The sequence below is a fragment of the Lactobacillus gallinarum DSM 10532 = JCM 2011 genome (assembly GCF_001434975.1).
Classification (GTDB): Bacteria; Bacillota; Bacilli; order Lactobacillales; family Lactobacillaceae; genus Lactobacillus; species Lactobacillus gallinarum.
In genome coordinates this window covers 82,952-94,908 of sequence record NZ_AZEL01000011.1, presented here as the reverse complement: position 1 = coordinate 94,908, position 11,957 = coordinate 82,952, and the positions used below count along the sequence as shown (strand labels likewise).

The 11,957-nt window shown below is 35.5% G+C and carries 12 protein-coding genes; 5 read left to right on the top strand and 7 right to left on the bottom strand.

The genetic code is table 11. The annotated features are described in order from the left end of the window. Positions 1 to 124: 124 nt before the first annotated feature. The 3 genes from groL to FC37_RS02475 form a co-directional block, all read right to left on the bottom strand. Positions 125 to 1,753, bottom strand: coding sequence for a chaperonin GroEL (groL, locus tag FC37_RS02485; RefSeq protein WP_025005191.1), 1,629 nt, complete (start codon positions 1,751 to 1,753; stop codon positions 125 to 127). Positions 1,754 to 1,805: 52 nt separating this feature from the next. Further along, positions 1,806 to 2,090 carry a co-chaperone GroES gene (gene groES, locus FC37_RS02480; RefSeq protein ID WP_003627770.1) on the bottom strand — a complete coding sequence of 95 codons (285 nt, stop codon included), beginning with the start codon at positions 2,088 to 2,090 and terminating at the stop codon, positions 1,806 to 1,808. Positions 2,091 to 2,269: 179 nt separating this feature from the next. Further along, positions 2,270 to 2,803, bottom strand: a complete 534-nt coding sequence (locus tag FC37_RS02475) for a hypothetical protein (protein WP_035434072.1) — start codon at positions 2,801 to 2,803, stop codon at positions 2,270 to 2,272. A 274-nt stretch (positions 2,804 to 3,077) separates the two neighbouring features. On the opposite strand from FC37_RS02475, the gene FC37_RS02470 reads away from it, so the two are divergent. The 3 genes from FC37_RS02470 (at position 3,078) to FC37_RS09980 (ending at position 4,997) form a co-directional block, all read left to right on the top strand. Then, a complete protein-coding gene (locus FC37_RS02470) occupies positions 3,078 to 3,944 on the top strand; it encodes a hypothetical protein (protein WP_025005193.1) in 867 nt (288 codons plus the stop codon). Positions 3,945 to 3,964: 20 nt separating this feature from the next. Further along, positions 3,965 to 4,750: a helix-turn-helix domain-containing protein gene (locus FC37_RS02465; RefSeq protein WP_025005194.1), complete on the top strand. Its 786-nt coding sequence runs from the start codon at positions 3,965 to 3,967 to the stop codon at positions 4,748 to 4,750. A gap of 154 nt (positions 4,751 to 4,904) precedes the next feature. Beyond that, positions 4,905 to 4,997: a putative holin-like toxin gene (locus tag FC37_RS09980; RefSeq protein ID WP_023061469.1), complete on the top strand. Its 93-nt coding sequence runs from the start codon at positions 4,905 to 4,907 to the stop codon at positions 4,995 to 4,997. A 268-nt stretch (positions 4,998 to 5,265) separates the two neighbouring features. Here the strand turns inward: FC37_RS09980 and FC37_RS02455 are convergent, their stop codons facing one another. After that, positions 5,266 to 7,215 carry a sucrose-specific PTS transporter subunit IIBC gene (locus tag FC37_RS02455; protein ID WP_025005195.1) on the bottom strand — a complete coding sequence of 650 codons (1,950 nt, stop codon included), beginning with the start codon at positions 7,213 to 7,215 and terminating at the stop codon, positions 5,266 to 5,268. A 222-nt stretch (positions 7,216 to 7,437) separates the two neighbouring features. Here FC37_RS02455 and FC37_RS02450 point away from each other — a divergent pair, with 222 nt between their 5' ends. Both FC37_RS02450 and FC37_RS02445 read left to right on the top strand, forming a co-directional pair. Beyond that, positions 7,438 to 8,895 (top strand): sucrose-6-phosphate hydrolase, encoded by a 1,458-nt coding sequence (locus FC37_RS02450; protein ID WP_056945460.1) that lies wholly within the window; start codon positions 7,438 to 7,440, stop codon positions 8,893 to 8,895. A 12-nt stretch (positions 8,896 to 8,907) separates the two neighbouring features. Beyond that, a complete protein-coding gene (locus FC37_RS02445) occupies positions 8,908 to 9,894 on the top strand; it encodes a LacI family DNA-binding transcriptional regulator (RefSeq protein WP_025005196.1) in 987 nt (328 codons plus the stop codon). Positions 9,895 to 9,927: 33 nt separating this feature from the next. Here the strand turns inward: FC37_RS02445 and FC37_RS02440 are convergent, their stop codons facing one another. The 3 genes from FC37_RS02440 to FC37_RS02430 form a co-directional block, all read right to left on the bottom strand. Beyond that, entirely contained in the window at positions 9,928 to 10,674 is a 747-nt protein-coding gene (locus tag FC37_RS02440) for a LiaF transmembrane domain-containing protein (protein WP_025005197.1), read from the bottom strand. Then, positions 10,671 to 11,129, bottom strand: coding sequence for a LytTR family DNA-binding domain-containing protein (locus FC37_RS02435; protein ID WP_025005198.1), 459 nt, complete (start codon positions 11,127 to 11,129; stop codon positions 10,671 to 10,673). Before FC37_RS02435 ends, FC37_RS02440 begins: the two co-directional genes overlap by 4 nt. Before the next feature lie 139 nt (positions 11,130 to 11,268). Further along, complete coding sequence (locus FC37_RS02430; protein ID WP_025005199.1) at positions 11,269 to 11,916, bottom strand: redox-sensing transcriptional repressor Rex; 648 nt, start codon at positions 11,914 to 11,916, stop codon at positions 11,269 to 11,271. Positions 11,917 to 11,957 lie beyond the last annotated feature (41 nt).

Sequence of the window (11,957 nt, the reverse complement as noted above, 5' to 3'; positions counted from 1 at the left end):
GTATTATACGCTATAAAGGAAGAGAAAAGAAAAACTTCGAAGCTGAACTTTTTTCAACTTCGAAGCTTTTAATATTTATTTGTTTTTTGAAATAGAGTGAGAGTGTTGTGCTAAAAAGCTACAATTACATACCCATTCCTGGTGCGCCTGCAGGGTTACCTGCTGGTTGTGCTGGCTTTGGTTCAGGAATTTCTGCAACAACAGCTTCAGTAGTAAGAAGAAGAGCAGCAATTGAAGCAGCGTTTTGTAAAGCGGTACGAGTTACCTTGGTTGGGTCGATAATACCAGCGTCAACCATGTTTTCCCACTTATCAGTAGCAGCATTGTAACCAATTTCGTTTTCTTGGTGTTCAAGCTTGTCTAAGATTACTGAACCATCTTTACCAGCGTTTTCAGCAATTTGACGAACTGGTGCGCTCAAAGCTCTAAGAACAATGTTGATACCTGTTTGTTCATCAGTGGTTTCACCCTTAACTTCACGAACAGCCTTTTCAACATTTACTAAAGCTGTACCACCACCAGCAACGTAACCTTCGTCAACGGCAGCACGAGTTGAGTTCAAAGCGTCTTCAATTCTGTAACGACGTTCCTTAAGTTCAGTTTCAGTAGCAGCACCAACGTGGATAACAGCTACACCACCAGTAAGTTTTGCAAGACGTTCTTGTAACTTCTTCTTGTCGAAGTCTGAAGTTGAGTCTTCGATTTGCTTTCTGATAGTGTCAACACGTTCGTCAATAGCATCCTTTGAACCAGCACCGTCAACAATAGTAGTTGAGTCCTTGGTTACAGTGATACGACGAGCTTGACCTAATTGATCAATCTTGGTGTCCTTAAGTTCAAGACCAAGATCTTCAGTAATAACAGTACCACCAGTTAATGCAGCGATATCTTGTAATTGTGCCTTACGACGGTCACCAAAGCCAGGAGCCTTAACAGCAACAACGTTGAAAGTACCACGAATCTTGTTCAAAACAAGAGTTGGAAGAGCTTCACCAGTTACGTCGTCAGCAATGATCAATAATGACTTACCTTGTTGAACGATTTCTTGAAGTAATGGCAAGATGTCTTGGATGTTTGAAATCTTCTTGTCAGTGATCAAGATGTAAGGATTATCAAGGTCTGCTTCCATCTTGTCGTTGTCAGTTACCATGTATTGTGATAAGTAACCACGATCAAATTGCATACCTTCAACTACTGAAAGTTCAGTATTAATACCACGTGAGTCTTCAATAGTGATAACACCATCGTGACCAACCTTTTCCATAGCGTCAGCAATCAAAGCACCGACTTCTTTAGAAGCTGATGAAACAGCAGCAACGTTAGCGATTTGGTCCTTTGATTCAACCTTGTGGCTGATCTTGTGAAGTTCATCAACAGCAGCCTTAGTAGCTTTTTCGATACCGCGACGAATGCCAACTGGGTTAGCACCAGCAGTAACGTTCTTCATACCTTCACGTACGATAGCTTGAGTTAAAACAGTAGCAGTAGTAGTACCGTCACCAGCGATGTCGTTAGTCTTTTGAGCTGCTTCAGCAACTAACTTAGCACCCATGTTTTCGTAGTGGTCTTTTAATTCAATTGACTTAGCAATAGTAACACCATCGTTAGTGATGTCTGGGTTACCATAGCTTTGTTCCAAAACAACGTTTCTACCCTTAGGACCAATAGTAGTCTTAACAGTATCAGCTAACTTATCAACACCCTTTAAAAGTGAACGTCTTGCGTTTTCTGAGAATTTAATATCTTTTGCCATAGGTTATCTATGCTCCTTAATCTCGTATTTTAATTTCTAATAATTGCGTCAATTATTTTGCAATTGCTAAAATGTCTTTTTCGTGAAGTACTAAGTACTTTTCACCTTCGTATTCAACGTTGGTGCCAGAATATCTATCGTAGAGAACTACGTCACCTTTCTTAACTGACATAGGAATCTTTTCACCGTTTGATGCGTAAGCACCTTCACCTACGGCTACAACTTCACCTTCAGTTGGCTTCTTCTTAGCATTAGATGCTAAAACAATACCACCAACAGTCTTTTCTTCTTCATCTTTAACTTTTACGATCACGCGATCACCGATTGGTTGTAACACGTTTAGTCCCCCTTATAATTAGTTTTCTTTTTTAAATTTTTGATATCTTTATTAGTGATTAGCACTCTTATTTCTTAAGTGCTAACTTACAAATATGATAATAACCTGTTTCATTAAAAAAAGCAAGAAAAAATTAGCACTTTTTATAAAAGAGTGCTAATTTTATTTTTATCTTATTTTTAATTAAAAACTACAGTTAGTAAACCTTCAATAATGCCAGAGGTTAATCCCATCGCATAATATTGCTTATATGCATCCCAAAAGCTATTACATTCCTCTTTATCTTTACCATCACCAAAATAATATTTACCATTTTTCTTATTTCTAATGGTTTTAAGCAAAGCATAAAAGATTGCCAAAAATGCCATCAAAACAAAAAGAATAATCGGAAAGAAATAGCCAATAATATTTTGAAAATTATATGCCATCCCTGCTGCAATTACGATTAGCAAGTAAATTACGGCAACCAGTGGATTGCAAATTAAACGTGGTGGCTTCACTTTCATGGATAATAAGATTGAAAAAAGCAGTGGCAAAATCAGAATAATTAATAAGGTCAGTGCATACACATTGTTAATATCTTTTACTTGGTTAGCAAAAGCATGATCTATCTTACCCCAAAACATGCATAATAGACCAACTACCCAATAAACAGCGGTCATGATCCAAGTGATTTTTAGTGTTTCATTTTTCTTCTTTTTCATTCTCATCATCTCCCCTTTAATTAGCCAAAATTATAGCATGTTGTTAAGGTGTAACACTACTAATAATCAAAATTTAATTAACTCCCATCTTTACTCTATTTCAGTGTAAAAATCCAATTAGTTGTAATCTTTTAGTCAAATTGGCAAGAGATTAAAGTTAATTAGATTTATAAATAGATAATCTAAAATATAACTACATCAATCCAATATCAGTATTCTTATTTTTCAAAATAATCTAAATCTTGTATTCTTTCTTCAATTATTTTTGAAAGGATACAAATCTATGAAAGCTATTATTCAATCAGCTCTTAATCAAGCAAAATTAACTGATATTCAAATGCCAACATTCTCCCCTATTTCTTTAGAAATTGAAACAAAATATGCGCCATTACTTAGGTATGATCTACTCAAGCTTAATGGAACTATTACAACAACATCACCACAAATTATGGGATACGGTGGAACCGGGGCTGTTACTAGAGTTGGTTCTTTAAGATCTAACTCCCTTCTTCATCAAAAAGTCTTAGTCCTTAATCCTTGGGGAACCTTTCAAGAAAAAATCATCTCTAATATTCCACCACTTGTTATTCCTATCCCTGATAATGTTGCTCTCAAAGAAGCTACTGCTTTAGTTGGCGGAGCTGACTTAGCATTGACTTTATTTAAAATAATTAAACAAAAAGATAAGCAAGTACTAATCTACGGTGCTAACTCAGTAACTGGTTTAGTTCTAATGCAATTATTAACGAGACATACTGATATAAATTTCATCCCTCATGTAAGAGCCATCTCAAAAACTTATTTAAACGAAAGAATGGATGAATACAATATCGAGATTGCTCCAAATATACGAACTAACTCTCGTCTTATTATTGACCTTGCTGGGCCTGCAATTAATGAAAAATTATTCAAGCATTTTGCACATGGTGATGAAATAATTACCGTTGTACAGAAGAACACTCCTGGAATGCAATTCATCAGTCGTCCTGCTTTACCGAAGGATTATCAATTTTTAATGAATGAGATTCAAGAAAAAAGACTATTCATCCCTATTAATAGAACCTTCTCTTACCAAGATTTTCAGAGTGCAATAATTTTTCAACAAAATAATCCCAGCCGAGGCAGGAATTTAATTTCTTTCATTGATTAATATGATATAGTTATTTCACTATGAATAACTTTGAAGAATTAGTCTCAAAAAAGATAGGCAAAACTATCAAGCGAGAAAGATTAAAACAAAATATTTCACAAAAAGAATTAGCCGCAGGAATTTGTTCTCAAGCAATGATTAGTAGTATCGAACATGGCGATTATATTCCTAATACCGCTATTTTTCTTGCACTCTGCCAAAAGCTCAATTTGTCAATTGATCAGAATTTTCTTAAAGAAAAATTGCCTTTTAATAATTCTACACTTACAGATACAGCTTTTGATTTATGTAGTAAGCACAAATACAGAGAATTAATTAAATACCTTAGTCAACAACCTATCATTTCTTCTTTAAACAATGATCAAGATTTTCAGAACTATTATTACTATTATGGTTGTGCAGTTTATCAGATTGAGCACGACCTTTTAGATTGTCAGCATTATTTTGAATTGGCAATCACATACTCTATGAATATTGATATTGATCATTTACGTCCTAAAAATTCTATTGAATTTCTTTTAATTAATTCATTAGGTGTAATTTACGCTGAATTACATAAAACTAAAGAAGCAAGCCGATTATTTGAAATCGTTAATAAACAAATTCTTTCATGTAGAGATGCCGAATCTGAGAATTTAAACGTAATTCGCTATCAACAGGGATGTATTTTTTTGAAACAAAAAGATTATCAATCAGCATTAAAATCCTTTGTAGTTGGCTTAGATAGAGTCAACAACTTAAATTCCACATTCATGCTAAATAACTATTCTGCTAAGATTTTAGAATGTTATCAAAGCCTTACTTAAAAAAGCCCGCATACGCGAGCTTTTTTGCTAGTTCGTCTTCCTTTACGAACTAGCTTTCGATATAATTATTTCCGCAGAAAGTTTTATGAGCGGTGGTTGTTTTACCTCCCGGAGGTGAGGTCTATGGTCAATAAACTAGAGAAAGGGTTCAACCATGTCGGTTTACGATTGCATTTCTTTGATGCTCTTGTTTGGGATGTTTGTGTTGGCTTTGCTGACCTACATCGATCATCACGACAAAAAATAAAACGCCGCTCAATTCAATAACTTTGGCAGGTTATTTGAGTAGACGTTCGTCAATCTTATAATTTTTAGCCACCGCTCTTAAAGCGGGCTGCAAAGGAGACCTTTGTGTCTCCTTTTTTCTTTACTTAAATTATAACATATTTCGTCCATTCACATATTAATTACACAAAAAGACACCAAGAAATAATCTTTCTTAGTGTCTTCTTTATTTTATCTATCTTTTTAACTTTTTTGTTTTCTAGAGAAGTGTAAGTTATATAAGTTAATGATTAATTATGAGCTGTGACAGCGATCAAATTATCACCGTGTTTGTCGCCAGCGTCGGTAATGCGTTGAACATTTGCGTAGTTAGCAGTGTTAGTAATTACTACCATGACAGTAGTGTCGTAACCTGCTTTCTTCACAGCATCAAGGTAAACTGTACCAAGCTTTTCGCCCTTTTCAACTCTTTGACCTTGTTTTACAAAGCTTTCGAAGTGTTCACCCTTAAGGTTTACAGTATCAAGACCGATGTGAATCAATACTTCAGCACCGTCATCTGACTTAATACCGTATGCGTGCTTAGTTTCGTAAGCAATAGTTACAGTACCAGTAACTGGTGAGTAAATTGTACCGTCACTAGGGATAACAGCAGCACCGTCACCCATTAACTTAGCTGAGAATACTTGATCGTTAACCCTAGTTAAGCTTTCTGGAGTACCATCAACTGGTGAAGCAATAACTTCATCCTTTAACGATAATTCCTCCTTACCGAGCTTTTCTGCCTTTTGATTTTCTTCAGCGTAATCATCTGCATCGTTTACTGGAACATCTTGTTCAGCAACTTCTTCCTTCAAGTGACCCTTACCGTAAACGTAAGTTAAGACAAAGGCAACTACAAAACTGATTGCTACAGAAACAATCCACATTGGAATAGTCTTTGGATAAATTGAAAGGAATCCAAGGAAACCAGCTGAACCAAGGGCAGCTGCAGTTACGTGCATTGCACCAGCAAATGCGGCAGCAACACCTGAACCGATCAAAGCACAGAAGAATGGGAACTTGTACTTCAAGTTAACACCGAACAATGCTGGTTCAGTAATACCAAGAAGTGCAGATACACCTGATGAACTTGCCAACCCCTTCATCTTCTCGTTCTTAGTCAAGAAGTAAACTGCGAAGGTTGCGGCACCTTGAGCAACGTTAGCCATACATGCGGTAACAAAGATAAAGTCACCAGAACTTGCTGGATTCTTAGCAAATGCTGCCAAAAGTTGAGTTTCAACAGCTGGGAAACTTTGGTGAAGACCAGTAGTAACAATTGCTGAATAAGTCAAACCAAAGACACCCATACCAAAGGCACCAGTAGTGTTGTAAAGCCATACGATTGCATTAGTAATAGCGTCTGAGATACCCTTGAAGACTGGTCCAATAATTACAAAAGTAAGGAAACCAGTAATCATAATTGAAAGAAGTGGTGTAAAGGTAAAGTCAACTGCAGATGGAAGCCATTTGTGGAATCTCTTTTCCAAAATTGATAATACCCAAACTGATACTAAGACAGGAATAACTTGGTATTGGTAGTTAGTTTGTGCAACATGTAAACCAAAGATATCCCAGAACTTAGTAGCACCACCCAAGTTAGGTGTGGTCATAATCATACCGATTGCAGCACCCAAGAATTGGTTAGCTCCAAACCTTTTAGCCGCCGACATACCTACCAGAATTGGCATAAAGATAAATGGAGCAGCTGACATGACTTGGATCATGTTAGAAAGGCCGGCAATATTAGGTGCCATTTGAACAACTGACTTAGAACCAAATAGTCCTGGTGAAGTCAAGAAGTTGTTCAAAGCCATCAACAAACCACCAGCAACTAAGGCTGGAATGATTGGAACAAAGATGTCAGACAAAAGTTTAATGAAATCCATTACTGGATTCTTCTTTTTACCTTCTGCAGCAACCTTCTTCAAATCATCGGTTGATAATTCTTTCAAGCCAGTGATCTTAATGAATTCATCATAAACATCATTAACATCTCCTGGCCCAATGATTACTTGATATTGACCATTGGTCTTAAAAGTACCTTTAACATCTGGATCATTATCCAATGCCTTTTGGTCAACCTTTGAATCATCTTTTAAAACTAAACGCAAACGAGTAGCACAGTGTGCACCAGCAATAATATTATCGTGGCCCACATCTTTAATTACTCGTTCAGCCACCTTTTTGTGGTCCATATTTGTTTCCTCCTATGTAAACGTTTTTATTCTCAATTCACTAACTATGATAACGCATTCATGAAATATGTCAATCGTTTGACAGAAATTTCTTTATTTATTTTACAGACTTATGACTTAATAAGCCAATTTTGCTGATATAAAATATGATAAGCGTTTGACACATTTTTTATTATCTACTAAAATACAAATTAAAGATAACGCTTACACGGAGGCAAAATTATGGAATGGACAAGAGAAAAACGTTATTTACCTTATAGTAAATGGGATGCAGAGACCTTACTTGACTTACAAGCAGAGGCCGCAAATTCCGCTTATCAAATGCATTACCATTTACACCCTATTTCGGGTTTAGTTAATGATCCAAATGGATTTTCTTATTTTAATGGTGAATATCACCTGTTTTATCAATCATATCCATTTGGTGCTGTTCACGGTTTAAAATCATGGGTCCACTTCAAGTCTCAAGACTTAGTTCACTGGATCAATCTCGGCTTAGCTGTTAAGCCTGACAGCATGGCAGATTCACACGGTGCCTACTCAGGTTCTGCTCGTGAAATCGACGGCAAATTATTCTTAATGTACACAGGTAATCACCGTGATGAAAACTGGGTTCGCACTCCTTACCAAATTGGTGCTTGGATGGATAAAGATGGTGTCGTCAAAGACAAAACTGTTTTATTCAAGAATCCTGATCACATCACTGAACATTTCCGCGATCCTCAAATTCTTAAGGAAAATGACACTTACTATGCAATTTTAGGTGCACAAGACAAAGCTGAAAAACACGGTCATATTGATGTTTGGAAATCTAAGGATCTTAAGAATTGGGAAGAATTAGGCTTCTTAAACTTATCAGATCACGTTTTAGGCTACATGATTGAATGTCCTAACATTGTTCGCGTCGGCGGTAAAGTCGTAGTCATTTTCTGCCCTCAAGGTTTAGATAAAAAGATTGCAGACTATGATGATGTTTACCCTAACATGTATGTGATTGCCGATGACATTGATTTTGAAAATCACCGTTTAATCAACCCAGGTCCTTTACACAACCTCGACGAAGGCTTCGATGTTTATGCTACACAAGCATTTAACGCCCCTGATGGTACTGCATACGAAGTTAGCTGGGTTGGTTTGCCTGATACCACTTACCCAACCGATGATGAAAATTGGGCTAACTGCTTAAGCCAAGTTAAGAAGTTGAGTATTCATGATGGCAAACTAATTCAAGAACCAGTTGAAACTATCAAGTCATTACGCAGAAATGAAGAAAAAGTTAGTGGTAAGACAATAAAAGAAAATACTACCGGCCAATATGAATTAAAGTTAAATATTTCAGCTAACCAAACTGGCACTTTGCACTTTGCTGCTAACGATGATTTAAGCGAAAGCTTGCAAATCAAGTTTGATACCAACGATGGAAAATTAACTTTGAATCGTGCTCAGGCTGGGAAGAAAGTAGCAGTTGATTATGGCACCACTAGATCTACTAGCTTTACTCCACACGAAGACTTAAAACTTGATATTTTTGTCGATCACTCATTAGTAGAAATCTTCGTTAACGGTGGCGAACATGTTCTAACTGGCAGATTTTTCACTGATCCAGTTAACCAACGAATTAAATTTGATCAAGATACAAATTATCAAGGAACTTTCTACAATATGGAAACGATCCTTTAATAAGGTGATATTATGGCAGTAAAATTGACAGATGTTGCACAAAAAGCTGGTGTTTCAGTAACAACTGTCTCTCGAGTAATTAATAATCATGGCTATTTAAGCGATAAAACCAAACATAAAGTTTTCACAGCTATGAAAGAATTAAATTATCAACCTAATTCCCTTGCTCGATCACTTCAAGGCAAAAAAATGAAATTAATTGGATTGATTTTCCCAGAAATAACCAATCCATTTTTTGCGGAACTAATACAAGATATCGAAAGCATTTTATTTGAAAAGGGATATAAGATAATCCTTTGTAATGCTCAAAGAGATAAAGAAAAAGAACGTGCCTACCTAAAAATGCTCTTAGCCAACCAGGTTGATGGTATTATTGCCGGAGCTCATAATTTAGGAATCGAAGAATATCAAGAATTAGGATTGCCGATTGTTTCTTTTGATCGTAAATTATCCGAAAATGTACCTATTGTCAGTTGTGATAATTATCAAGGAATCAAATTAGCAGTACATGATTTAATTCAAAGTGGTTGTCATAAAATTTTCTTTTTAGGAAATAAACAATTAAAAGGTAACCCTACAGACCAACGATTAAAGGCCTATTTAAACGAAGCAGAAAATTTAAATTTTACTCCCCACATTTGTTCAGTAGCATTTTCTGATTCTACATTATTGAAAAATATAACTATTCATGAAATGCTGCAAAATGATCATCCTGATGGTGTTGTTTGCACAGATGATTTAACCGCAATCTTAGTTTTACAAGAAGCACGAAAGTTAGGATTAAAAGTACCTGAAGATTTAAAAGTAATTGGCTTTGATGGCACTAAACAAATTCAAACTTACCATTCTGAATTATCAACAATTGCTCAACCCATCAATGATATAGCTATTTTGTTAGTTAAACTTTTGCTTCAAAGAATTAGTGATCCTAATAAAGAACTTAACAAAAAGCATTACATCTTACCTGTTAAATTAATTAAAAGTTTAACAACCGCATGAAAATAAGGCTTGGAGATTTCCAAGCCTTATTTTTTAGACATATTCTATTTTGATATCACTCATGCTCGAACGACCTTGAATAATTAAAGTTGGTCCACCACCGTTAGACGTACCATCAATTTCAAAATCACCTGACATGAAAGTAGATGCCATGTTGCTTTCTACCCGCCATGATAATGGTAAATAGATCGTCAAATCTGTCATTGTTATATTGACATTCATTGTCACTGTTTCATTTGCTGCCTGAGCATCATCTAAGTATAAGTTAACATCACTCATTTTAGCATTCACATCAATTGTCTCTAGTGCTTTAGAATGAATATAACGAGAAGTGTCTGACATAGTTTGATCAACTACTACATGAGAACCTTGTTCTTTGCTTACTGTATCAGTAAAGATATGATCTGTAAGATTTTCTCTTTTGTCCCTAAAGTTTTTAATTTTCTTATTTGCATAAACCACCGTATGAAATCGATTGCGAAAAATAATCCCCAATCCAATTGAAATTAGGACTGCTGCAAGTAAAATAGTCCACGGTACCAACCGAGTAATATGTAGTGGTTCAGCGAAAATCATTAAAATGAACGCAACGGAAAAGACACTCTCAGTGATCCGACGATTAATTAATCCATCTAATATACTGATTGCAAAAATCACTGTCCCAATCGCAGCCCAGAACCCTAGTCTGTAAGTCCAAATCCCCATTTGGTTTAAAACTACAAACAATGCACAGGCAATAAAGAAGATGCCCCAAAAAGCTCGTCCCAATTTACCTCTCATTGAAAATTCCTTCTTTCTTCTAAACGATTACGCAAATCACGATAATAATGCCGCGATACATAGACCGTTTTATATGATTCTTCAAATTTAATCTGACAGTTAGAAATCGAACGTGTAATGGCATATATTTTATCCAAATTCAAAATAGTAGATTTAGCTACTCGCATAAAATTGCCGCCCAATATATCTTCTAACTCATACAATTTGTATTTAACTTGATAAGCATTTTTCGTCGTATGAGCCATGACGATCTTACTGTCAGTTTCAAAGAAAAGGATGTCGCTTAAATTCAAATAATAAGAGACATCATCTTTGATAGCTTCGATCTGCTCAAGATTAGGCGTTTGTTTCTGCAAGGCATGATACAATTGTTCAATTTCTGGCGTTAATTCCGAAGCATTAATAACTATTTCTGTCTCCTTTTGATTAGGATCAATATTTAATTTTACCTTCAAGCTTCATCCCTCCCTTCGACTTAACTATATTAAACTAAGAATCTTGCGTGAAAACTAGCTATTTAGACTAAGTGGTCAATTTTCATGACTAAGAGGTAAAAAAAGACTACCTTTCATTTAGAAAAGTAGTCTTTTAAGATTATAATTCATCGTTCTTTTGCTTTTCAGAATCTAAAAAGTAAATCAATGTTTGCAATTCTGTTGCCAAATCTACATTTTGCACTCTTACACTTGCAGGAGCAGATAATCTAATCGGTGTAAAGTTCATAATTCCCTTAACTCCCGCATCTACCATTTCATCAGTAGTCTTTTGGGCAGCGGTTGAAGGAACAGTTAAAATAGCAATTGAAATTTGTTGATCACTTAATTGCTGCTTTAAATCTTTCATATCGTAAACAGGAACGCCGCTTAGGATACGACCTGTAATTTTTTTATTAATATCAAAAGCACAAGAAATTCTAATATTGTTGCTTCGCTTAAAATTGTAATTAAGTAACGCTCTTCCCAAGTTACCAACACCAACTAAAGCAACGTTTGTCAATGTATCTTGATTTAAAATCTTTTTGAAAAAGCTCAGCAAATTCTTTACATCATAACCATATCCGCGCTTACCTAAAGCACCAAAATATGAGAAATCTCTTCTAATCGAAGCACTATCAACTTGAACTGCCTCAGATAGTTCAGTGGAAGAAACCTTATCCTTGCCTTCTTCATTTAAAATGATCAAATAACGATAATATAAAGGTAGTCTTTTTGCTGTTGCTTTTGGAATTTTTATTCTATCCATAATAGAAGCCCCCAACTGTATTTCATGTTTGTGAATGCACA